Source organism: Pseudomonas sp. VMV1 (assembly GCF_056790235.1).
This window is the reverse complement of sequence record NZ_JBXGSE010000001.1, coordinates 336550-358006: the sequence shown is the minus strand read 5'-3', so window position 1 is coordinate 358006 and position 21457 is coordinate 336550. Positions and strand designations below refer to the sequence as shown.

Sequence of the window (21457 nt, the reverse complement as noted above, 5' to 3'; positions counted from 1 at the left end):
GGGGTGCCGGGCAGACGGCAGCGTGGCGCACGCCGTCGCGCAGGGCGGTGGGCCGGCCCAATGTAGGCTCTATTGAAGTCCCGCTGGGCTGGCTGCTGCACTGCCCTATCGGCATCACCTGGACTGGCCTGCCGGTGCTGGCGAAGAACGTGGCCGACGATGGCGAACGGCTCTCCTGAGGCCACGTCCCTGGTTACACTGGAGCCCCCGACCTGCGCTGAGACGACGCCATGAAAACGCTGCTGGTCATCGGCATAGGCGCCGGCGATCCCGACCACCTCACCCTCCAGGCCATCAAGGCGCTGAATCGCGCCCGGGTGTTCTTCCTGTTCGACAAGGGCGCCGAGAAGGACAGCCTGATCCACCTGCGCGAAACGATTTGCGCCCGCCACATCCGCGAACCGGGCTATCGCTTCGTTAGCGCGCCCATCCCCGAACGTCGCCGCGAGGGTGACTACCGCCAGGCGGTGGACGACCTCAACACCGCCAAGCAGAGGCTGATGGCGCGGATGATCGAGGAGGAACTGGGGCCGGACGACTGCGGTGCCTTCCTGGTGTGGGGCGATCCGGCGCTGTACGACAGTACCCTGCGCATCCTCGCCGCCCTCCGGCGTGAGGGGCACCTGGTTTTCGACTACGAGGTGATCCCCGGGATCTCCAGTGTCCAGGCCCTGGCTGCCCGTCATCGGGTGCCGCTCAATCGCATCGGCCAGGCGCTGGAGATCACCCCCGGTCGGCGCCTGGAGCGCTTTCCCGCTCACCTCGACAGTCTGGTGGTGATGCTCGACGCCCACGAAGCCTATCGCCGCCTGGACGAGCCCGGCCTGCATATCTACTGGGGTGCCTATGTGGGCACGGCGGACGAGATCCTCATCGCCGGTCCGCTGCAGGAGGTGGCCGAGACCATCCACCAGACCCGCAGCGCCGCCCGTGCCCGGCACGGCTGGATCATGGATACCTATCTGCTCTGCCGAGGGCCGGCAGACGCCTGAGCCGCTACCGCGCGGCCCTTAGCCGGCGATCCAGATGGATGGTCTGCCAGGGCAAGGCCGACTCCCGTTCGACGACCTGAAAGCCCTGGCCAAGCCAGAACGCCTCGGCACCGGGCAGGAAGGGATGGGTGTGCAGGTAGAGACGCGCCACGCCGTCCCGCCCTGCCTGTGCCAGCAGCGCGCCGAACAGCCGTCGCCCCAGGCCCTGGCGGCGGTAGGGGGGTGCGACATACAGGCGAACCACTTCGACCACCCGCTCGCCAGGATAGGCCAGCTGCGGAAAACGCCGGTCATAGGGCCGATAGGCGATGCTGCCGATGGGCTTGCCAGAGGCGTCGCGAGCGATCAGCAGGCAGCCCTGGCCAACGCCATAGTGATCGGCGAAAAGACGCAGATCCTTCGGCACGGGCGCGGCATCGGCGCGGCTGGCGAACACCTCGCGATAGCTCGCCAGCAGAAAGGTGGCCATCCCGTCATCCGCTGAGATGATCCGATCCAGGGTGATGATTGGCGCTTCGCTCATGGTCTCTTCTGGTCTGGGCGGCCCACGGGGGCGCGACATTTCGGCGCAGGGCGGCGCCCGCCGGGCTGTGCGCTGCCTACGACGATGATACAGTCCCCTGCCATGAAAACCGTCCGTTCCCCACGCGCTTCGCTCGCCTGGATGCTGCTGGCCTGCATCCTGTTGAACGGACTCGTCTGCGCCCTGGGCCACGGTCAGATGCTGGCGCGCCTTACCCTGCCGGCCTCGCCCCTCTCCACGCAGGTGCACGAGCACCACCAGGGCGCCCAGTCACAGGCGGCCCAGGACGACATGGCCGGCATGCACGCCGGCCTGCCGGGTGGCAGCATCACCACGCTCTCGCCCACCGGCGATTGCGTCTTTGCCGCCACCCTGTTCCTGGCCACCCTGCTGGCCATCGCCCTGCAATGGCTGCTGCGGCCCGGCGATCCCCATCGCCGCCGCTACCAGAGCGCCCTGCCGCCCCCACCACGGGCCTATCGCTCCGCGCTTCACCCCCAGGCCCCCTGACGCCCCGGCTACGAAAACTGCTGTGCTCTTTTTTCGTAATCCCGCACGCGGCCAACGGCTGGCCGCGTGCCGAGCCGTGGTGAACGCTATGACTTCGCACCCCTCCGCTCCGGCCGCCAAGACGCCGGGGCCGCTGCTGCAACTGCTGGCACGGCTGCATTTCCTGATTGGCCTCTTCGTCGGCCCCTTCCTGCTGGTGGCTGCCGCCAGCGGCCTGCTCTATGCCCTGACGCCGCAACTCGAAGCACGTCTCTATGCCGAGGCCCTGCACACCCCCAGTCGCGGTGAGACGCTGCCACTGGCCGAGCAGATCCGTGCTGCCCAGGCGGTGGTGGGCCCGGCCTTGAGCCTAGGCGCCGTGCGTCCGGCCCCGGCGGTGGGCGACACCACCCGGGTGATGTTCAACGATCCGTCCCTGGGCGAATCGGCCCATCGCGCCCTCTTCGTCGATCCGGTCACCGGCACCATTCGTGGCGACCTGACCGTCTATGGCACCAGCGGCATCCTGCCACTGCGCACCGTCATCGATCAGTTCCACCGCAGCCTGCTGCTGGGTGAGCCCGGACGTCTCTACAGCGAACTGGCCGCCTCCTGGCTGTGGGTCGCCGCCCTCGGCGGCCTGACGCTCTGGCTGGTGCGCCGCCGCCGACGCCGTCCGGCCCGAGGGCTGCGCGGCCTGCACGCCAGCACCGGTGTCTGGATGCTGGGCGGGCTGCTGTTCCTGTCCGCCACCGGCCTGACCTGGTCGCGCTTCGCCGGCGACAACATCGGCGTGCTGCGCGCCCACTACGGCTGGTCCACCCCCAGCGTGAAGACCGCCCTGGGCAGCGCCCCGGCCCCGGCCATGGCCCACGACGAGCATGCTGAGCACCACGGCCATGGCGCGATGCACATGGCCAAGGCGCCGTCGCTGGATCCGACCACCTTCGACCAGGTGCTGGCCAGTGCCCGTGCGGCCGGTATCGACGCCGGCAAGCTGGAGATCCGTCCGGCTCGCAGTGACGACAAGGCCTGGACGGTCAGCGAGATCGATCGCCGCTGGCCGACCCGGGTGGACGCCGTCTCCGTCGACCCGACCAGCCTGAAAGTGGTGGATCAGGTGCGCTTCGCCCAGTACTCGCTGCCAGCCAAGCTGACCCGCTGGGGGATCGATGCCCACATGGGCGTGCTGTTCGGCCTGGCCAACCAGCTAGTGCTGGTGGCCATCGCCCTGGGGCTGCTGGTGATGACCGTCTGGGGCTACCTGCTCTGGTGGCGCCGCCGTCCCACCCGCGACCCGGCGCAACCCGGTCTGATCGCCCTCTGGCGTCAGCTGTCGCCCCTGCCGCGCCTGCTGGTCCCGGCGACGGCCGTGCTGCTCGGCTTGTGCCTGCCAGTGCTGGGCGGCAGCCTGTTGCTGTTCCTGCTGCTGGACACCCTGCTCGGCCTACGCGGCCCGGCTCTGCGTGCGGAGGCAGGTTCGGCCTGAGGTGGGGATGGATAATTGTTGGGCTTCGCTGCGCTCAGCCCAACCTACGCAGCTACCTCCTCACCTAGCCGTAGCGTGGAAAACCGCGCAGCGTTTTCCACCTGTGCCCATGCCGCACACGTGGAGCGCAGCCTCCCGCTCACACCAATCCGCCCCCTCTCCCTCTGGGAGAGGGCTGGGGTGAGGGCCCGTCCCCAATCGCAGCCGTAGCGTGGAAAACCGCCCAGCGTTTTCCACCTGTGCCCATGCCGCACGCGTGGAGCGCAGCCTCCCGCTCACACCAATCGGCCCCCTCTCTCCTGGGGAGAGGGCTGGGGTGAGGGTCCGCCCAACACCAATCGTCACTCCAGGAACCGCCCCCCAGACCATCCATCGGCACACCCCATTCGAGGCTGGCACGCTCCAGCGAGACGCTTATAGTTATCGCAATCCCCATCGAGCGAGGATCTGCCCATGCCCCGACTGCTGCACGTGATAGGTTCGCCCCGCCAGGATCGCTCCGCCTCCCTGGACGTCGCCAACGCCTTTATCCAGGCCTGGCAGGACAGGCATCCAGACGCCGAGGTGGACACTCTCGATGTCTGGCACTGCGACCTGCCGGAATTCGACGGTCCCATTCTCGACGCCAAGTACGCCGGCATCCAGGGCGAGTCCCTGAGCGCCGAGCAGGCGCACGCCTGGACGGTCGCCAAGGCGCTGGCGCAGCGCTTCAAGGCGGCGGATGTGCTGCTGTTCGGTGTGCCCTGCTGGAATTTCGGCATCCCCTACAAGCTCAAGCAGCTGTTCGACGTGGTCAGCCAGAAGGACCTGCTGTTCACCTTCGACGACCGCGGCCTCAACGGCCTGCTCGGCGGCCGCCAGGCACTGGTGATCGCCGCCCGCGGTGCGGCCCTGGATCGCCAGGAGCATCAGGAATCCTATCTGCGCACCTGGTGCGAGATGGTCGGCATCGACCGGATGCATACCGTGGTGGTGGAAAAGACCCTGTTCGGTGCCGAGGTCGATCAGGCCTCGCGCGACCAGGCCAAACAGGATGCCGTGGCGCTGGTGGGCAAGCTCTGATCGCTGGCTGCAGGGGCTACCCTCACCCCAACCCGCTCCCAGGGGGAGAGGGGGCAAATCGGCGCGTGCGAACAGTCTCGTAGGTTGGGCTGAGCGCAGCGAAGCCCAACACCCCTCCCCACATCAAGCCCCTCAGCGATGCCGGGTCGTCGAGCTCAGCTTGTACCTGTCGCCCGGATGCAGCAGCCGTACATAGCTGACCAGGTGTTCGTCCGACCAGGTGCGGCGGATCATCGACAGGCAAGCCGCCCCCTCGGCGATCTCCAAACAGCGCGCCGTCTGGGCGTTGGCCAGCACCGCCTCGACGATATGCTCCACATCACTGATCGGACAGCTGGCCACCAGCACCTCGTTGGGCGTCTGGCGACTGAAATCACTCTCCAGATAATGCGGCACCCAGCGCGGATTGACGTAGCGGTCTTCCAGCTGGATGGGCACGCCATCCTCGCGGTGTACCAGGATGCTGTGAAAGACCTGACTGCCGATCCGCAGCCCCAGGCGCAGGGCCACCTCGTCATCGGCGGCGACGGCCTCGCTGCGCAGCACCTCGTTGGAATACTGGTGCCCCCGGGCACGTACCTCGGCAGCGATGTTCATCACCTCGTGCAGCGAGGATTCGGCCTTGCGCTCGATGACGAAGGTGCCGAGGCCCGCCTGGCGCATCAGGTAGCCCTGTTGCACCAGGCGGGTGATGGCCTTGTTGGCGGTCATGCGGCTGACGGCGAAATCCCGCGCCAGCTGTTCTTCGGTGGGGATCTGGTGATGCACCGGATAGGCACCACCCTGGATGCGTTCGAGCAGGAAGTCCTCGATCACCTTGTAGCGCGGGGGTGTCGTGCTGCTCACGCGAACTCCAGGCCGGAAAATGGGAAGCCGATGATAACGCGCGGTCTGGCCTTCTGGCTGCCGGACCGCGTGTGTCTCAAAGACTGGGCAGCAGCCGCGGCGTGACCAGCGCGTTCAGGCAGCCGCTGGCCAGCAGCGCGCTGGCGGCCTCAATGTCCGGGGCGAAGAAGCGGTCTTCCTGATAGTAGGGCACCCGCTCGCGCAGGATGCTGCGCGCCCTTTCCAGTCGCTCCGAACTCTTCAGGCCGTGACGGAAATCCAGGCCCTGGCAGGCGCCCAGCCACTCGATGGCGAGGATGCCACGCACGTTCTCGGCCATGGCCCACAGGCGCTTGCCGGCGTTGGGCGCCATGGACACGTGGTCTTCCTGGTTGGCCGAGGTGGGCAGGCTGTCGACGCTGGCCGGATGGGCCAGCGCCTTGTTGTCGCTGGCCAGGGCCGCCGCGGTGACCTGGGCGATCATGAAACCGGAATTGACCCCGCCGTTCTCCACCAGGAAGGGCGGCAGCTGGGACATGTGCCTATCCATCATCAGCGAGGTGCGCCGCTCCGACAGGGCGCCAATCTCGGCCAGCGCCAAGGCCAGATTGTCGGCGGCCATGGCCACCGGCTCGGCGTGGAAGTTGCCGCCGGAGATGACATCGCCCTCCTCGGCGAATACCAGGGGGTTGTCGGACACGGCGTTGGCTTCGACCTCCAAGACCTCGGCCGCCTGGCGCAGTTGGGTCAGGCAGGCGCCCATCACCTGGGGCTGGCAGCGCAGCGAATAGGGATCCTGGACCTTGTCGCAATTGGCGTGGGAGCGGGAGACCTCGCTGCTGGCGGTGAGCAGTTCGCGATAGGCCGCGGCCACGTCGATCTGGCCGCGCTGGCCCCGCGCGGCATGGATGCGCGCATCGAAGGGCGCCCGGGAACCGAGCATGGCCTCGACGCTCAAGCCGCCGCAGACCGTGGCCGCGGCAAACAGGTCTTCGCCTTCGAACAATCCGCGCAAGGCATAGGCGGTGGACACCTGGGTGCCATTGAGCAGCGCCAGGCCCTCCTTGGCGGCCAGGGTCAGGGGTTCGAGACCCGCCACCGCCAGCGCCTCGCGGGCCGGCAGCCACTGGCCCTGGTAACGCGCCTTGCTCTCGCCGATCAGCACCAGCGACATGTGCGCCAGCGGCGCCAGGTCACCCGAGGCGCCCACCGAGCCCTTGAGCGGAATATGCGGATAGACCTCGGCGTTGATCAGGCGGATCAGGGCTTCGATGACCTGGCGGCGGATGGCGGAGAAGCCACGGGCCAGGCTGTTGACCTTGAGCAGCATGATCAGCCGCACCAGGTCATCGTCCAGCGCCTCGCCGACGCCAGCGGCATGGGACAGGACCAGGGAGCGCTGCAGCTTTTCGAGATCCGCCGGCGCGATCCGTGTCGAGGCCAGCAGGCCGAAACCGGTGTTGATGCCATAGGCAGTCCGGCCTTCGGCCAGGATGTTTTCCACGCAGGCCACACTGGCGTCGATGGCCGCATAGGCCGCTGGATCCAGCTCGACGCACAGTGGCTGCTGGTAGGCCTGGCGCAGCTGGGCTAGATCGAGGGTGCCGGGTTTCAGGGTCAGGGTGTTCATCTAGGACTCCAGAGCCGCACACCGCAGGTGTCGGCGTTGATCGAGAAATTCAGATTGCCGCCGGGCGCGTGTTCGGCAGGGGTTGGCGACGGGCCAGCAGGTAGTAGAGGACCGCCGGCACCAGCAGGCCGATGATCCAGGAGATGTCCACGCCGCCCAGATGCGCCACCAGCGGGCCGGTGTAGAGTTTGGTCGAGAGGAACGGCAGCTGGATCAGCACCCCGACGCCGTAGGCGAGCAGGCCGGCCCGATTCCAGCGACCGTAGCGCCCGTCAGGATCAGCCAGGGCGGCCAGGTCGTAGCGGCCGTGGTTGACGGCGTAGTAGTCCACCAGGTTGACCGCGCTCCAGGGCGTGAAGAAGGTCAGCAGGAAGAGGATGAATGACTTGAAGGCGCCGAGGAATTCCCGCTGGCCAAGCAGCGCCACCAGGGTGGCGGCGCCGACGATGGCGAGCACGAAGAACAGCCGCTGGAGCCGCGACACCTCCAGATGACCGCGAAAGCCACTGATCACCGTGGCGATGCACATGAAGCTGCCATAGGAATTGAGCGTGGATATGGTGATCTTGCCAAAGGCGATGCTGAAGTACAGCAGCGCCGCGGTCACACCACTGCCGCCAAGGCCGACGATATAGGCCACCTCGCGCCCGGCGAACTGGCCGTTCGCCAGGGCTGCAGCCAGCACGCCGAGGATCATGGCCGCCTGGGCGCCGAGTATCGAACCGGCCCCCACGGCGGCAAAGGTTTTCCAGCTCGAAGTAGCGCTCGGCAGATAACGGGAATAGTCCGCCACATAGGGGCCATAGGCGATCTGCCAGGAAGCGGCCAGGGACACCGCCAGTAGAAAGGACGCCCAGCTGAAGTGGCGGATCTGCAGCAAGGCGCCCAGGTCGCCCAGGCTGATCAGCCGGGCGAACAGGTAGCAGAAGGCGAGGATGCCCAGGACGCTGGCCAGCCGACCGACCCAGTGGATCACCCGGTAGCCGAGGACCGTGGCCACCACGATGCAGGCCGCGAAGACCAGGATGCCGGCACTGTCGCTGATGCCGGCCAGCTGGGCGATCGCCTGGCCGGACAGCACGGTGCCCGTGGCGGTGAAGCCCAGATACATCAGGCACACCAGCACGATGGGAATCGCCGCGCCATAGACGCCGAACTGCACCCGACTGGAGATCATCTGCGGCAGGCCGAGCCGAGGGCCTTGGACGGCATGCAGGGCCATCACCCCACCGCCCAGCAACTGGCCGATGAACAGCCCGATCAGCGACCAGAAGACATCACCCCCCAGCACCACGGCGAGGGCACCGGTGACGATGGCGGTGATCTGCAGGTTGGCGCCCAGCCAGAGGGTGAACTGGCTGTAGAGCCGGCCGTGCCGCTCGGTCTCGGGAATGAAGTCGATCGAGCGCCGCTCGATCAGGGGGGTGTTGGCCTTGGGCATGGTTCGCGCTCCACGGCGCCGAAGGTCGGCGCTCTTGTTGTTGTCGGGAACGGGACGCCGGTGCTACCACCGGCATCAGGACGCTCAACTCTTGATCATGGGCAGATTCAGGCCCTGCTCGCGGGCGCAGTCGATGGCGATCTCGTAGCCGGCATCGGCGTGGCGCATCACTCCGGTGGCCGGGTCGTTGTGCAGGACCCGGGCGATGCGCGCCGCGGCGGCATCGGTGCCATCGCAGACGATGACCATGCCGGAGTGCTGGGAAAAGCCCATCCCTACCCCGCCGCCATGGTGCAGCGAGACCCAGGTGGCGCCGCTGGCGGTATTGAGCAGGGCATTGAGCAGCGGCCAGTCGGAGACGGCATCGGAGCCGTCCTGCATGGCCTCGGTCTCGCGGTTGGGGCTGGCCACCGAGCCGGAGTCCAGATGGTCGCGACCGATGACGACGGGCGCCTTGAGTTCGCCGCTGCGCACCATCTCGTTGAACGCCAGGCCCAGCTTGGCCCGCTGGCCCAGGCCGACCCAGCAGATGCGTGCCGGCAAGCCTTGGAAGGCGATGCGTTCACGGGCCATGTCCAGCCAGCGGTGCAGGTGGGCATCGTCGGGGATCAGCTCCTTGACCTTGGCGTCGGTGCGGTAGATGTCCTCGGGATCACCCGATAGCGCCGCCCAGCGGAAGGGACCGATGCCGCGGCAGAACAGCGGCCGGATATAGGCCGGGACGAAACCCGGGAAGGCGAAGGCATCGGCGACGCCGGCGTCCTGGGCCATCTGGCGGATGTTGTTGCCGTAGTCGAAGGTCGGGATGCCCCGGCGCTGGAAGTCCAGCATGGCCTGGACATGCACGGCCATCGACTGCTTGGCCGCGGCCACCACCGCGGCTGGATCGGTCTGGGCGCGATCGCGGTATTGCTCCCAGCTCCAGCCAGCCGGCAGGTAGCCGTTGAGCGGGTCGTGGGCGCTGGTCTGGTCGGTCACCATGTCAGGACGCACGCCGCGGCGGACCAGCTCGGGGAGGATCTCGGCGGCGTTGCCCAGCAGGGCGACGGAAACCGCGGCCCCGGCGGCGGTGTGCCGGGCGATGCGCGCCAGGGCGTCGTCCAGGTCGCTGGCCTGTTCGTCCACGTAGCGGGTCTTGAGGCGGAAATCGATACGGCTCTGCTGGCACTCGATGTTCAGCGAGCAGGCGCCGGCCAGGGTCGCGGCCAGTGGCTGGGCGCCGCCCATGCCACCGAGGCCCGCGGTCAGCACCCAGCGTCCGCGCAGATCGCCCTGATAGTGCTGGCGGCCGGCCTCGACGAAGGTCTCGTAGGTGCCCTGGACGATGCCCTGGCTGCCAATGTAGATCCAGCTGCCGGCGGTCATCTGGCCGTACATGGCCAGGCCCTTGGCATCCAGTTCGTTGAAATGCTCCCAGCTGGCCCAGTGCGGTACCAGGTTGGAGTTGGCGATCAGCACCCGCGGGGCATCGGCGTGGGTCTTGAACACCCCCACCGGCTTGCCCGACTGCACCAGCAGGGTCTCGTCGTCGCCCAGCACCTTGAGGGTGGCGACGATGCGGTCGTAGCTTTCCCAGTTGCGCGCCGCCCGGCCGATGCCGCCGTAGACCACCAGTTCCTGGGGATTTTCCGCGACCTCGGGATCCAGGTTGTTCATCAGCATGCGTAGCGGCGCTTCGGTCAGCCAGCTCTTGGCATTGAGCTGGGTGCCGCGAGGGGCGCGAATCTCACCTTCACGAAAGCGGGTCATGGTGGTTCCTCTTTTGTTGTTTTCGAGGCGGGACCTAAACATCCAGCGCCAGGGTATGGATCAACCGCGCCGCGACCCGGGCCGTGCGGCCGTCCTGATCGAGCGCGGGGTTGAGTTCGGCCACATCGGCCAGGCGCAACTTGCCGCTGGCCTTGAGCCGGCGGACCAGCGGCTCCAGCAGCGCCAGGCCGACGCCATGGGCGGCGGGCGCGCTGACTCCAGGCGCATCGCCTGCGGGCAGTACGTCTAGGTCGAAGGTGAGATAAAGGGCATCACAGTCGGCGGCGAAGGCGTCGAGCTCTGCGCCGATGCGCGCCAGGCTGCCCTCACGAATCTCGTGGTCTTCATGGATCAGTACGTCCAGCTCGGCGGCGCGCCTGAGCAGCGTGCGGGTATTGGCCGCCTGACTCAGCCCCAGGCAGGCATAGCGGAAGGGCCAACCGTGGCTGGTGCAGTGGGCAGCGATCTGAGCGAAGGGTGTACCGGAAGTGGGGCCTCGTGACGGATCGCGCAGGTCCAGATGAGCATCGAAGTTGACGATGCCAATACGCGGCTTGGGCAGGGTCCTGGCCAGGTGCAGCGCCAGGCCCGACCAACTGGCCCAGGCCACCTCATGACCGCCCCCCAGCACCAAGGGCAGATGGCCGGCGTCCAGCAGCTGGCGTACGCCATCGGCCAAGCGCGCCTGGGCGCCCTCCAGATCGCCGTCGGCGCAGCGGACATCGCCGGCGTCATAGGCCGGCCCTTGCCGCTGCCAGGCCACATTGGCCAGGGCGCGGCGAACGGCGATGGGACCTTCGGCAGCGCCCACGCGACCCTGGTTGCGCCGTACGCCCTCGTCACAGGCGAAGCCCAGCAGGGCCACGCCGGGCGCGCTGTCCACGGCGAGTGGCTGGATGCACTGGTGCCAGCGCAAGGCATCCGGCTCAGGATCGATGCGACCGCTCCAGATTTCCAGAGTCTGGCGATCAGCGAACACGCTGCACCTCCCCGGCGAAGACGCGCTGCCGCAAGCGACCCGGCCGCACCTCGTAGGCCAGTTCCGCCGGTTGATCGACGTCCCACAGGCAGAGATCCGCCGGGGCGCCCACCTGGATACGGCCCAACTCCGGGCGCCCCAGGGCCTGGGCGGCATGGGCGGTCATGCCGGCCAGGGCCTCGCGTGGCGTGAGGCGAAACAGGGTGCAGCCCAGATGCGCGATCAGGGTGGGCAGATAGAGCGGCGAGGTGCCGGGATTGGCGTCACTGGCCAGGGCCATGGGCACCCCGTGCCGGCGTAGCAGCTCCACCGGTGGCTGCTGGGTTTCGCTTAGCATCAGGAAGGCACCGGGCAGGAGCACGGCGACGGTACCGGCTGCTGCCATGGCGCGCACGCCGGCTTCGTCGAGGTACTCAACATGATCCGCCGACAGGGCGCCCAGGCTCGCGGCCAGGGCGCTGCCGCCCAGATTGGACAGCTGCTCGGTATGGGCCTTGATCGGCAGGCCGTGCGCCCGTGCTGCCTGGAAGACCCGCTCGCATTGGGCCGGCGAAAAGGCGATCCCCTCGCAGAAGACGTCCACCGCATCGGCCAGACCCTCAGCCACTGCGGCGGGGATCATCTCCTGGCAGACCAGATCGACGTAGCCATCGGCATCGCCCTGGAATTCCGGTGGCACGGCATGGGCGCCCAGCAGCGTGGTCATCACCCGGACTGGTAGCGCCTCACCCAACCGGCGAGCGACACGCAGCAACTTGAGTTCGTCAGCCACCGTCAGGCCGTAGCCGGACTTGATCTCCACGGTGGTGACACCCTCGTCGGCCAGGGCCTGCAAGCGCGGCAAGCTCAAGGCGAAGAGTTCCGCCTCGCTGGCCGCCCGGGTAGCGTGCACGGTACCCAGGATGCCGCCACCCGCGCGGGCGATTTCGGCGTAGCTGGCGCCTTCCAGACGCTGCTCGAATTCCCCGGCGCGCTGGCCGGCGTAGACCAGATGCGTATGGCAATCCACCAGCCCGGGCGTCAGCACCCCGCCCTGCCCGGCCAGCTCAGCCCCTTCGCCCAGTGCGGGCTGGAAGTCGGCTTCCGGCCAGAGCCCGACGATGCGGCCAGCGTCCACTCGAACGGCCATGGGCGTGGGCCAGGTCTGGAAGCCATCGAACAGGGTGACGTGGCGCCAGAGCAGCGGTTGGGTAGTGACGGACATGATGACCTCTCCGGTTAATGTATATACATTTAATTGAGAGAACACTACCCGTCAAGCTTCAAGAAGTTCTGCGCGGAAGAATGAAGCGTGCCGTTGGATGGCTAATGTGCGAAGGACAGGAGCGCACGACAAAACCCCTTATTTGTATAGACAATTAAAGGATAGCGGTAAACCAGGGATCGCATTGCCGCCAAAGCCAGGCGGACACTGGCCGCATCAGAGGCTCTGCCTTGAAAATCGCCATGACCAAAGCTCCTCTTGCTAGCACGACCAGCATGGGCGCGAAGGTATAACGACAACGTCGTTTCCAATCGTCCAGCCACTTGAGATGGGTAAGCACCATCCAGGTCAGCGGAAGACCGATCAATAGCAGATACAGCCAGGCTTCCGGTGTCCTGGGCCGACCGACCTGAACGCACAGGAGCGCCGCCAGGATGGCGTTGATGCAGAACAGGAAGGTATTGGGCCGTGAAGGACCGAGCGGGATGTTCAGCCGCCTGGGATCTTTCATCGATGGAGTCCTTTCCAAACCGGCACGCTACAGCGGCATCACCGTCACCTCCACCACCGGATCGTGGTGACCGCCACCGAGGATCACCCCGCGCAACGGCGAGACATCGGTGAAGTCGCGGCCCCAGGCCAGGGTGATGTGTTCGAGATCCGGCAGGACGTCGTTGGTGGGATCGAAGTCGACCCAACCCAGCACCGGACAATGCACGCTGATCCAGGCATGGGAGGCGTCGGCGCCAATGAGGCGCGGCTTGCCGGGCGGTGGGCGGGTCAGCAGATAGCCACTGACATAGCGCGCCACCAATCCCAGGCCACGCAGGCAGGCCAGCATCAGGTGGGCGAAGTCCTGGCAGACGCCATGGCGATGCGCGAGCACCTCGCGCAGGGGCGTGGCCACCTGGGTAGCGGTAGCGTCGAAGCGGAACTCGCGATGGATCTTTTCCATCAGCGCCCGGCAGCCCAGCAACAGGGGCCGCCCGGGCGGAAAGCAGTCCTCGGCGAAGCGGGCGAAGATGCCGTCGAGGGGCACCGCCGGCGATTCGAAGCGAAAGTGATGCACCTCCAGCGCCGCGCGGGCAGCTGGATAGCGCAGCCCGTCGCGTACCTGCTCCCAGGCGGGCGAGTCCGCAAGCGGAAGACCTGCGCGGGAGTCCACCTCCACGTCCAGTTCGGTCCCGACATAGAGTTCGTCGTGCGGGCGCTCGAAAGACAGTCGGGTCAGCGGATTGCCGAAGGCGTCCCAGGCGTCCTGGCGTTGCGTCGGCTGCGGCACGATCGCCAGTTGCCGGGACAGGCAACGCTGCCAGGCGCAGTCGCGCGGCAACAGGTGCAGCAACTGCTGCGAGAGCGATACCGGCGCCTCGTAGCGGTAGTGGGTATCGTGCTGGATGCGATAGCGGACCGGGCTCATCACATGGATACCGTGCGCTGGCTGACCGCGTCGACATGGGCGAAGCAGCGATAGATGACCCGCTCGGACAACTGGCCGCTGGCCCCGGCGATCTGCCGCAGCAGGCGCGCCAGGCCCTGCTGCACCTCGACCCGGCCGGCATCGCCGAACAAGGTGTTTTCCAGGGTGCCGAGGTCGAAGCGACGCAGCCGGTCATAGGCGTCGTGCAGTGCCGGATCGGGCGGCAGGCCATGGTAGCGCTCCAGATGCTCCACGGCGTTGATCAGCGCGTGCAGCTGGAAGCGGATCGAATAGGGGTTGTGCTCGTGCAGCATCAGCAGGTCCAGCACCGGGATCAACTGAGGCGCGGCCTGGTAGCGCGAGCGATAGGTGATGATGCTGTTGCCCAGCTCCAGCAGCCACTCCAGACCGGCCGCATCCCAGGTGGCGCCACCTTCGAGAAAGTGCGCCAGGCTGCCGGCGAGGAACTGCACCCGCTCGATGCGCCGGCCGATCATCAGAAAGCGCCAGCTCTCGTCGTGGGTCATGTCGTCGAAGGTGAAGCCGGCCACCGCGGCGAGCGCCATCACCAGCCGGTTGAGACTCTGCAGCGCTTCGCCCGGCTCGCTGCCTACCTGGCCCAGGCCATGGGCCTCGCGCTCCACCTCGCGAATGGCGCGCCAGTTCTCCGGCGACAGCCGTCCGCGTACCTGAGCCGCGGCCCAATGCAGGCGCTGCAGATTGGCGCCCAGGCCGCTGGGAAAGTCGCCCGGCCCGAGGGCTGCATGCAGCTGCTCGGCGAGCCCGCCCTGCCCCGGCAGCCATTCCAGGGCAGTGGCCAGGTCGATGGCCGATTGCACCGCCGGCCCCCCATCGTCGGCGTCAAGGTAACGGCTCAGCACGATCCGCAGCAGACGCGCGGCATCCTCGCAGCGCTCGCTGTAGCGGCCATACCAGAACAGATTTTCCGCAGTGCGCGAGGGCAGGAAGGGGTCCTTGCGCACCAGGTCGCGCACCCCCAGCACCCGGGCCCCGGGCACCTCGGCGGCGCCGCGGCTGCCGCCCAGCACCCAGGTATCCTTGCTCGACCCACCGCGTTGCATGGACACCACGGCAGCGCCTTCGTGGGCCACGCGGGTCAGGCCACCGGGCATGACCCAGTAGCCGTCTTCGCTGGCCACTGCGTAGACACGCATGCCGATGGCCCGTGACTGCAGGCTGCCGCCCTGCCAGACCGGCGCCTGCGAGAGCTGGATGCGCTCCTGGGCCACATAGGCATGGGGCGTGGCCAGGATGCGTTCACGCAGGGCGGCCAGGCCCTGAGCATCCAGTTCCTTGCCGAACACCGGCTCGAATCCCTGGCCGGGATAGGCGGGCTTGATCACCAGTTCCGCCAGCCGCGCCAGGGCCGCTTCCCGGACCGGCGTCTCGCCACACCACCAGGTGGCGACGGAGGGCAGCGCCAGGGTCTCGCCCAGCAAGGCCTGGCAGACCCCCGGCAGGAAGCCGAGCAGGCCGGGCGATTCCAGCAGGCCGCTGCCCAAGGCGTTGGCCATGATGACATTACCCTGGCGCACAGCCTCCAGCAGGCCAGGCACGCCCAGGGCCGAGTCGGTGCGCAGCTCCAGGGGATCGCAGAAGTCGTCGTCCAGCCGGCGAAACACCGCATGGACGCGACGCAGCCCGCTCAGGGTTTTCAGGTACAGGCAGTCGTTGCGGACCGTGAGGTCCTGGCCTTCCACCAGCGGAAAGCCCAGCTGGCGCGCCTGGTAGAGGTGCTCGAAGTAGGTCTCGTTGTAGCGCCCCGGCGTCAGCAGGACCGCCAGCGGCGGTTCGTCGCCGGTGTCCAGGCCCGTGCTCAGGGTGCGTTGCAGGGCCTGGAAGTAGCCATTGAGGGGCTGGGCCTGCAGATCACGGTGCAATTCGGGAAAGGCCCGCGCCACGATGTGCCGGTTTTCCAGGGCATAGCCGGCACCGGAGGGCGCCTGGGTACGATCCGCCAGCACCCACCAGCGGCCGTCAGGGGCCCGCGCCAGATCCACCGCATAGACGTGCAGCCAGGTATCGCCCGGCGGTCGCAGGCCCTGGCAGGCCCAGAGAAAGTTGTGATGACCGAATACCAGCTCTGGCGGCAACAGTCGCTCGTGCAGCAGACGTTGCTCGCCATAGAGATCGCCCAGTACCCGGTTCAACAGCCGCGCCCGTTGCGCCACCCCGGCGGCCAGGGGTGCCCACTCCTCCGCCGAGATCAGCTGCGGCAGGAGATCCAGCGCCCAGGGCCGGTCACTGCCCTTGGGATCGGCATAGACGTTGTAGGTCACGCCGTTTTCCTGGATTTGCCGGGCGATCAGGGCCTGGCGCTGGTCGAGCTGCGCCGGGCGCAGCCCCGCCAGGTGTCCATAGAAGCGCCGCCAGGTCGGCCGCACGCCACCCCGCGGACTCCAGAGTTCGTGGTAGCTGCCGGTCATGTCGCTGGCATTGTGGGAGGCGATCGGGGGCATGGTCGGACGACGGCTGACAGGATACGAGAGCAGGTTCGCAAGAGCCGAACGGGCCGACGCCGTGGGGGCGCGCGACAGTGTCGACGGTAACCTAGGGTAGTGGTGCGCGCCTGGATGCGCCACCGCTAACGCGGGCCGCCGATGCGCGCGGGCTGGCCTCTGGTCCGGGCGCCGATTCCATAGCCCTTGCCAGCGCCCCCAGGCGACGAACAACCCGGAACTCCAGGGTCGGGCCGCTCTACTAAAGCGCTAGCAAGACGCCGGCGCTCCGCCTGGCGTCCGACGCGGCCGCTCTCGCCAGGTATTCCCCCATGCGCAATTTTCTCGGAAGCTACAGTTCGAATCGCCAGCAACGCAATGTCCTGCGCGCCCTGCCCGTCCAGCGCAAGGTCGCCAACTGCACCTGCGGCCAGGCCATCTTCTTTCCCAACAGCGAATGCCTGGCCTGCGGCAATGCCCTGGGCTACGCCCCGGACCAGGGCACGCCGACGGCACTGCTGCCGGCGGAAGGTGGCCTCTGGCAACTGCCCGAGACGACCAGCGGCCTCTATCGCCGCTGTGCCAACCTGGATACCCCGGCCGCCTGCAACTGGCTGGTGCCAGCCGAATCGGGCGACGGCTTCTGCGTGGCCTGCCAGCTCAACCACACCATTCCGGACCTGTCCTTCGAGGGCAACGGCGAGCGCTGGCGCAAGCTGGAGCTGGCCAAGCGGCAACTGGTCGCCCAGCTGCTGGGCCTGGGGCTGCAGGTAATTCCCCAGACGGTCGATGCCGAGCGCGGTCTCGCCTTCGACTTTCTCGCCCCTGACGCCACCGGTACCCCTACCACCGGCCATGCCAACGGCCTCATCACCCTGAACATCCTCGAAGCGGACGATGCCCACCGGGAAAAGGTCCGCGCCGACATGCACGAACCCTATCGCACCCTGCTCGGCCATTTCCGCCACGAGGTGGGTCACTACTACTTCGATCGTCTGGTCGCCGGCACCGCTTGGGAAGAGCCCTTCCGCGTCCTGTTCGGCGATGAGCGCGCCAACTATGGCGACGCCCTCAAGCGCCACTACGAGCAAGGGGCTCCGGCCAACTGGGAAAGCCAGTACGTCAGTGCCTACGCCACCATGCACCCCTGGGAAGACTGGGCGGAGACCTGGGCGCACTACCTGCACATGATGGACACCCTGGCCACCGCGGCCAGCCTGGGCATGAACGCCGGCAGCCTGCAGCTGGACTTCCAGCCGTTCACCCGCGAGGCGCTCTATGAGGCCGAAGACCGCAGCGACGACGAATTCCTCGGCTTCGCCAATGCCTGGATCGAACTGGCCGCCATGCTCAACGAGCTGTCGCGCAGCATGGGCCAGCCGGACTTCTATCCCTTCGCCCTGCCGGCCCCGGTGATCGCCAAGCTGCACTTCATCCACAAGGTCATCCATTCGGCCCAGCCCAGCGTGCTGGAACAGCGCCTGGCCGCGGATGACACCGCAGCGGGTGCCACCTTGGGCGCTACCGTCTGATCCTTCTCCTGCTCAGCCGAGCAGGACGATGCCCCAGACCAAGGCGATGATGATCATGGCCACGAACTGCGCAGCGCTGCCAAGATCCTTGGCGTTCTTCGACAGTTCGTGCCAGTCCAGGGAAATGCGATCCACCACCGCCTCGATGGCGGCGTTGAACAGTTCGACCACCAGCGACAGCAGGCAGACCGCCACCAGCAGCGCCCGCTCGCCGCGACTGACGTCCAGCCAGAAGGCCAGCGGCACCAGCACCAGGTTGAGCACCACCAGCGAACGAAAGGCCGCTTCCTGGCGAAAGGCCGTGCGCAGCCCGGCCAGGGAGTAGCCCGTGGCATTGATGACCCGGCGTAGACCGGTCTTGCCTTTGTAGGGAGAGATCACCGAAAGCTCCATCCAGCAGAATCGCACTGCCGATCCCGGCGGACGGCAGTTACAAAAAAGGGTGAGGACCGGGGGCCGCGCACAAGGCGACCGCCCATCGAAAGCGGCAACGGCAACCGAAGCTAGCTGGAGGTGCTCTCCAGCTGTTGCAGCAGGAGCGCCGCCTGGGTGCGGGTACGGACCCCGAGTTTACGGAAGATGGCCGTGGCATGGGCCTTGACCGTGGCTTCGGAGACATTCAGCTCGAAGGCGATCTGCTTGTTGAGCAAGCCTTCGCAGAGCATGGTGAGCACCCGGAACTGCTGCGGCGTGAGACTGGCAAGCCCGGCGCTGGCCGCCTTGGCCTCCTCGCTCAGGGCCACGGCACCTTCCACCTGCGGTGGCCACCAGGTGTCGCCGTCCAGCACCTGACTGACGGCCTGCTGCAGGGTACTCAGATCGCTGGACTTGGGGATGAAGCCGCTGGCACCGAACTCCCGGGCGCGTTGCACCACGGCCGGTTCTTCTTGGGCCGAGATCATCACCACGGGCACCTGGGGATACTGGCCCCGCAGGAGGACCAGTCCGGAAAAGCCATAGGCGCCAGGCATGTTGAGATCGAGCAGGACCAGATCCCAGTCGGTGCGCTCGGCCAGGCAGGCCTGGAGTTCGGCGATGTCGGCCACTTCGGTGAGCCGCGCCTGGGCGCCCAGGCCCAGGGTGAGCGCCTGCTGCAGCGCGCTGCGAAACAGCGGATGATCATCGGCGATCAATATCTGATAGGCAGCCACCATGGTGTAGCCTTCCTTGTTGTCGTGAGAGCCTGCTCAACGCTTGCTGCGCGTTGGCCAAACGGCGGTGGACATGACCTCGGGACGCTTATCTACCCTGCGCAAACGTCGCGCCCTCGGTCATCTTCACCTGGTTCGTCTCCAGCTCGTGAGCCTTGGAACAGCCTCCGAGGTCCGCGCAGACCAGCAGCCTGGCGTGCCGGCTGCATGCGAGATCGCGCCAGCATGCCGAACGGCGCGGACGGGGGCAAGGGCGAGTGGACCACAGACGGTAGGCAAGGCCCGGCGGTTGCGGCACAGTTGCGCTTTTTTGCCCAAGAGACACCCGATGCCCAGCGCCGCCCTGCGTGCCGACCTGCTCATGCTGCTCACCGCCATCATCTGGGGCAGCGCCTTCATCGCCCAGACCGGTGGCATGGAGCACATCGGTCCCTTCCTCTACACCGGCCTGAGATTCGCCCTGGGTGCCCTCACCCTGCTGCCGCTGCTGCTGTTCCTGCGCCGCCGCGGTCGCCAGCAACGCCTGACCCGCGACACCTTCAAGGGCGGACTGCTGATGGGCCTGGTGCTGACCCTGGGGATCAATCTGCAACAGGTCGGCCTGCTGTTCACCAGCGTGACCAATTCCGGCTTCATCACCGGGCTCTATGTCATCGTGGTGCCACTGCTGGGCCTGCTGCTGGGCCAGCGCAGCCATCTGGGGACCTGGATCGGTGCCAGCCTGGCGGTGGTCGGCATGGGGCTGCTGAGCATCGGCGACAACTTCCACATCGCTTCGGGCGATCTGCTGCAACTGGCTGGCGCCCTGGCCTGGGGTATCCACGTCCTGCTCGTGGGCCACTACTCCAGCCGCCACGACGCCACCGTACTGTCGATCCTGCAATTTATGGTCTGCGCCGTGCTGAGCCTGCTGCTGGCGCTGGCCTTCGAGCCGCTTCAGCCGGCCCGGATCGCCCTTGCCCTGCCTGACCTGCTCTATGGCGGCGTGATCGCCGCCGGCATCGGCTACACCCTGCAGGTCTTCGCGCAGCGCGGCGCCATTGCCTCCCACGCGGCGGTCATCTTTTCCCTGGAAGCGGTGTTCGCTGCCGGCTTTGGCGCCTGGCTGCTGGGTGAGGCCCTCAGCGACCGTGGCTACCTCGGCTGCGCCCTGATGTTCGCCGGCATGCTGGCGGCCCAGCTCTGGCCACGCCAGGCGCCGGTCGAGGTCAAGCCGGTCAACTAGCGCGCAGCGCCTTCAGCTGCTGGCTCGCCGGGCTGTCCGCCGCCAATGGCAGATGATGCTTGGCGTCCAGATAGCGCTCACTGAAGACATCCAGATAGGCCTCCAGCAGCCGCCCGGCAGGCGCCTCCCCGGCCAGCTCCAGGCACAGGGCCGCGACCTCGGCGGTGCACAGGTGCTCGCCGCGGGTGGAGCGCCGCAGACCGTAGCGGGACAGGGCGGTGGGCTGGAAGCTCAGCACCGGCAGGCTGTCCAGGTACGGACTCTTGCGGAACATCTTGCGCGCCTCGGTCCAGGTGGCATCCAGCAGCACGAACAGTGGTCGCTGGCCGGGGGCCAGTGGCAGGCTTTCGACTACCCGACCCGGGTCGGCGTATTCGCCGGGAAATACCAGCAATGGCTGCCACTCGGGCTGCCTGAGCAGCTCAGGCAACGCCGGATCCACTGCCGTGCGACTCCAGCCGAAGGCATGGGTATCGGCCACCACGTCGGCGATCAGCCAACCGGTGTTGCTTGGCTTGAGCGGCTCCACGTCATGCATCAGCAGGCACATCCCGGCGCGGGTCTGACGCAAGGGGCGCAGGTCGCAGAGGCAATGGGTGGGCGCCAGCCGGCACGCCGGACAGCGTGCCATGCGCGAGCCGCGGGCGATGAAGGGCTTGATGCTGCGCGCCAGGCGCTCCTGGCGCAGGCGGGCCACGGCATGGGGAGGGTTGTCGCTGATCGGGGTCATGCCGGGCTCACGGGAAAAAGCGCAGTTTACCAGAGCGATCGGGATGCCCGCGGCGGCCAGGCGGGTTACCCTGCGTAGACGCCTTGCGAACCCCCGCCCGCGACCACGGTCGAAACGGGCTCCTCTACGCTGGAGAACACGATGCCTCGTTTTGCTTTGCTCGCCCTGACCCTCGCCCTGCCCTTCGCCGCCCAGGCGGCTGAGTCGCTCAAGGACCACGAGCTTAACCAGATGCTGCGCAAGGTCGCCACCGAGAGCAGCCAGGGCACCCCGCGCGCCATCAACGAAGACATCCTCGACCGCGGCTACACCGTGCAGGGCAAGCAGCTGATCAATAGTCTCAGCGTCCGTCCGGCCCATGCCGCCCGCATGCGCGAGAATCCGGCCACGGTACGGGTGCAGCTCGCCGAGAGCGTCTGCCAGAACAACGGCTATCGCCAGTTGCTGGCGCGCGGCGCCACCCTGGTCTACGACTTCACCGAATACCAGACCAACAAGCCAGTCATGGTCGAGCGCTTCCAGGCCGCCGACTGCGGCCTGGGCAAGTAAGCGGAGGG

General features: G+C 67.5%; 21 protein-coding genes. 8 read left to right on the top strand and 13 right to left on the bottom strand.

The genetic code is table 11. The annotated features are described in order from the left end of the window. Nucleotides 1–47: 47 nt before the first annotated feature. Together ACUCV0_RS01620 and cobF are read left to right on the top strand one after the other, a co-directional pair. On the top strand, nucleotides 48–179 hold the full coding sequence (locus ACUCV0_RS01620) for a hypothetical protein (protein ID WP_482211847.1): 132 nt from the start codon (nucleotides 48–50) through the stop codon (nucleotides 177–179). Between the two features lie 51 nt (nucleotides 180–230). After that, nucleotides 231–992, top strand: a complete 762-nt coding sequence (gene cobF, locus ACUCV0_RS01615; protein ID WP_454252645.1) for a precorrin-6A synthase (deacetylating) — start codon at nucleotides 231–233, stop codon at nucleotides 990–992. Nucleotides 993–996: 4 nt separating this feature from the next. Here cobF and ACUCV0_RS01610 read toward each other — a convergent pair whose 3' ends face one another. After that, nucleotides 997–1515 carry a GNAT family N-acetyltransferase gene (locus ACUCV0_RS01610; protein WP_482211846.1) on the bottom strand — a complete coding sequence of 173 codons (519 nt, stop codon included), beginning with the start codon at nucleotides 1513–1515 and terminating at the stop codon, nucleotides 997–999. Between the two features lie 102 nt (nucleotides 1516–1617). On the opposite strand from ACUCV0_RS01610, the gene ACUCV0_RS01605 reads away from it, so the two are divergent. The 3 genes from ACUCV0_RS01605 (at nucleotide 1618) to ACUCV0_RS01595 (ending at nucleotide 4555) form a co-directional block, all read left to right on the top strand. After that, nucleotides 1618–2025 carry a hypothetical protein gene (locus tag ACUCV0_RS01605; protein WP_059314097.1) on the top strand — a complete coding sequence of 136 codons (408 nt, stop codon included), beginning with the start codon at nucleotides 1618–1620 and terminating at the stop codon, nucleotides 2023–2025. An 88-nt stretch (nucleotides 2026–2113) separates the two neighbouring features. Then, entirely contained in the window at nucleotides 2114–3493 is a 1380-nt protein-coding gene (locus ACUCV0_RS01600) for a PepSY-associated TM helix domain-containing protein (RefSeq protein ID WP_482211845.1), read from the top strand. Between the two features lie 453 nt (nucleotides 3494–3946). Next, a complete protein-coding gene (locus ACUCV0_RS01595) occupies nucleotides 3947–4555 on the top strand; it encodes an FMN-dependent NADH-azoreductase (RefSeq protein WP_454252642.1) in 609 nt (202 codons plus the stop codon). A 132-nt stretch (nucleotides 4556–4687) separates the two neighbouring features. Here ACUCV0_RS01595 and hutC read toward each other — a convergent pair whose 3' ends face one another. The 9 genes from hutC to ACUCV0_RS01550 form a co-directional block, all read right to left on the bottom strand. After that, a complete protein-coding gene (hutC, locus tag ACUCV0_RS01590; protein WP_271654243.1) occupies nucleotides 4688–5401 on the bottom strand; it encodes a histidine utilization transcriptional repressor HutC in 714 nt (237 codons plus the stop codon). Between the two features lie 76 nt (nucleotides 5402–5477). Continuing rightward, on the bottom strand, nucleotides 5478–7010 hold the full coding sequence (gene hutH, locus ACUCV0_RS01585) for a histidine ammonia-lyase (protein WP_454252641.1): 1533 nt from the start codon (nucleotides 7008–7010) through the stop codon (nucleotides 5478–5480). A gap of 49 nt (nucleotides 7011–7059) precedes the next feature. Continuing rightward, on the bottom strand, nucleotides 7060–8451 hold the full coding sequence (locus ACUCV0_RS01580; protein WP_482211844.1) for a purine-cytosine permease family protein: 1392 nt from the start codon (nucleotides 8449–8451) through the stop codon (nucleotides 7060–7062). An 84-nt stretch (nucleotides 8452–8535) separates the two neighbouring features. Continuing rightward, complete coding sequence (gene hutU, locus ACUCV0_RS01575) at nucleotides 8536–10200, bottom strand: urocanate hydratase (RefSeq protein WP_482211843.1); 1665 nt, start codon at nucleotides 10198–10200, stop codon at nucleotides 8536–8538. 34 nt (nucleotides 10201–10234) lie between these two features. Next, nucleotides 10235–11179: a formimidoylglutamase gene (hutG, locus tag ACUCV0_RS01570; RefSeq protein WP_482211842.1), complete on the bottom strand. Its 945-nt coding sequence runs from the start codon at nucleotides 11177–11179 to the stop codon at nucleotides 10235–10237. Then, on the bottom strand, nucleotides 11169–12383 hold the full coding sequence (hutI, locus tag ACUCV0_RS01565) for an imidazolonepropionase (protein WP_482211841.1): 1215 nt from the start codon (nucleotides 12381–12383) through the stop codon (nucleotides 11169–11171). The genes hutG and hutI overlap by 11 nt, the downstream gene beginning before the upstream one ends. 154 nt (nucleotides 12384–12537) lie before the next feature. Next, on the bottom strand, nucleotides 12538–12894 hold the full coding sequence (locus ACUCV0_RS01560; RefSeq protein ID WP_482211840.1) for a hypothetical protein: 357 nt from the start codon (nucleotides 12892–12894) through the stop codon (nucleotides 12538–12540). Between the two features lie 27 nt (nucleotides 12895–12921). Then, complete coding sequence (locus ACUCV0_RS01555) at nucleotides 12922–13803, bottom strand: transglutaminase family protein (protein WP_482211839.1); 882 nt, start codon at nucleotides 13801–13803, stop codon at nucleotides 12922–12924. Next, nucleotides 13803–16283 (bottom strand): circularly permuted type 2 ATP-grasp protein, encoded by a 2481-nt coding sequence (locus tag ACUCV0_RS01550; protein ID WP_482211838.1) that lies wholly within the window; start codon nucleotides 16281–16283, stop codon nucleotides 13803–13805. Before ACUCV0_RS01550 ends, ACUCV0_RS01555 begins: the two co-directional genes overlap by 1 nt. Before the next feature lie 311 nt (nucleotides 16284–16594). Between ACUCV0_RS01550 and ACUCV0_RS01545 the strand changes: the two genes are divergently transcribed. Then, nucleotides 16595–17794 (top strand): zinc-binding metallopeptidase family protein, encoded by a 1200-nt coding sequence (locus ACUCV0_RS01545; RefSeq protein ID WP_482211837.1) that lies wholly within the window; start codon nucleotides 16595–16597, stop codon nucleotides 17792–17794. A 12-nt stretch (nucleotides 17795–17806) separates the two neighbouring features. Here ACUCV0_RS01545 and ACUCV0_RS01540 read toward each other — a convergent pair whose 3' ends face one another. Further along, complete coding sequence (locus ACUCV0_RS01540) at nucleotides 17807–18187, bottom strand: diacylglycerol kinase (RefSeq protein WP_482212245.1); 381 nt, start codon at nucleotides 18185–18187, stop codon at nucleotides 17807–17809. Nucleotides 18188–18297: 110 nt separating this feature from the next. Next, nucleotides 18298–18945, bottom strand: coding sequence for a response regulator transcription factor ErdR (erdR, locus tag ACUCV0_RS01535; protein WP_482212244.1), 648 nt, complete (start codon nucleotides 18943–18945; stop codon nucleotides 18298–18300). A 328-nt stretch (nucleotides 18946–19273) separates the two neighbouring features. Between erdR and ACUCV0_RS01530 the strand changes: the two genes are divergently transcribed. After that, on the top strand, nucleotides 19274–20170 hold the full coding sequence (locus ACUCV0_RS01530; protein ID WP_482211836.1) for a DMT family transporter: 897 nt from the start codon (nucleotides 19274–19276) through the stop codon (nucleotides 20168–20170). Here ACUCV0_RS01530 and ACUCV0_RS01525 read toward each other — a convergent pair. Continuing rightward, on the bottom strand, nucleotides 20163–20900 hold the full coding sequence (locus ACUCV0_RS01525; RefSeq protein WP_482211835.1) for a tRNA-uridine aminocarboxypropyltransferase: 738 nt from the start codon (nucleotides 20898–20900) through the stop codon (nucleotides 20163–20165). The two genes, ACUCV0_RS01530 and ACUCV0_RS01525, sit on opposite strands and share 8 nt — an antisense overlap. Nucleotides 20901–21041: 141 nt before the next feature. Here ACUCV0_RS01525 and ACUCV0_RS01520 point away from each other — a divergent pair, with 141 nt between their 5' ends. Then, nucleotides 21042–21449, top strand: a complete 408-nt coding sequence (locus ACUCV0_RS01520; protein WP_482211834.1) for a quorum-sensing-regulated virulence factor family protein — start codon at nucleotides 21042–21044, stop codon at nucleotides 21447–21449. Nucleotides 21450–21457: the final 8 nt, after the last annotated feature.

Excerpts from the sequence above, each read along its gene's own strand:
- ACUCV0_RS01545 (WP_482211837.1), top strand. The coding sequence starts at position 16,595 with ATGCGCAATTTTCTCGGAAGCTACAGTTCGAATCGCCAGCAACGCAAT.
- ACUCV0_RS01525 (WP_482211835.1), bottom strand. The coding sequence starts at position 20,900 with ATGACCCCGATCAGCGACAACCCTCCCCATGCCGTGGCCCGCCTGCGC.
- hutI (WP_482211841.1), bottom strand. The coding sequence starts at position 12,383 with ATGTCCGTCACTACCCAACCGCTGCTCTGGCGCCACGTCACCCTGTTC.
- ACUCV0_RS01540 (WP_482212245.1), bottom strand. The coding sequence starts at position 18,187 with ATGGAGCTTTCGGTGATCTCTCCCTACAAAGGCAAGACCGGTCTACGC.
- ACUCV0_RS01600 (WP_482211845.1), top strand. The coding sequence starts at position 2,114 with ATGACTTCGCACCCCTCCGCTCCGGCCGCCAAGACGCCGGGGCCGCTG.
- hutU (WP_482211843.1), bottom strand. The coding sequence starts at position 10,200 with ATGACCCGCTTTCGTGAAGGTGAGATTCGCGCCCCTCGCGGCACCCAG.
- ACUCV0_RS01560 (WP_482211840.1), bottom strand. The coding sequence starts at position 12,894 with ATGAAAGATCCCAGGCGGCTGAACATCCCGCTCGGTCCTTCACGGCCC.
- cobF (WP_454252645.1), top strand. The coding sequence starts at position 231 with ATGAAAACGCTGCTGGTCATCGGCATAGGCGCCGGCGATCCCGACCAC.
- ACUCV0_RS01610 (WP_482211846.1), bottom strand. The coding sequence starts at position 1,515 with ATGAGCGAAGCGCCAATCATCACCCTGGATCGGATCATCTCAGCGGAT.
- ACUCV0_RS01520 (WP_482211834.1), top strand. The coding sequence starts at position 21,042 with ATGCCTCGTTTTGCTTTGCTCGCCCTGACCCTCGCCCTGCCCTTCGCC.
- ACUCV0_RS01550 (WP_482211838.1), bottom strand. The coding sequence starts at position 16,283 with ATGCCCCCGATCGCCTCCCACAATGCCAGCGACATGACCGGCAGCTAC.
- ACUCV0_RS01605 (WP_059314097.1), top strand. The coding sequence starts at position 1,618 with ATGAAAACCGTCCGTTCCCCACGCGCTTCGCTCGCCTGGATGCTGCTG.
- ACUCV0_RS01555 (WP_482211839.1), bottom strand. The coding sequence starts at position 13,803 with ATGAGCCCGGTCCGCTATCGCATCCAGCACGATACCCACTACCGCTAC.
- hutH (WP_454252641.1), bottom strand. The coding sequence starts at position 7,010 with ATGAACACCCTGACCCTGAAACCCGGCACCCTCGATCTAGCCCAGCTG.
- ACUCV0_RS01580 (WP_482211844.1), bottom strand. The coding sequence starts at position 8,451 with ATGCCCAAGGCCAACACCCCCCTGATCGAGCGGCGCTCGATCGACTTC.
- ACUCV0_RS01595 (WP_454252642.1), top strand. The coding sequence starts at position 3,947 with ATGCCCCGACTGCTGCACGTGATAGGTTCGCCCCGCCAGGATCGCTCC.
- ACUCV0_RS01530 (WP_482211836.1), top strand. The coding sequence starts at position 19,274 with ATGCCCAGCGCCGCCCTGCGTGCCGACCTGCTCATGCTGCTCACCGCC.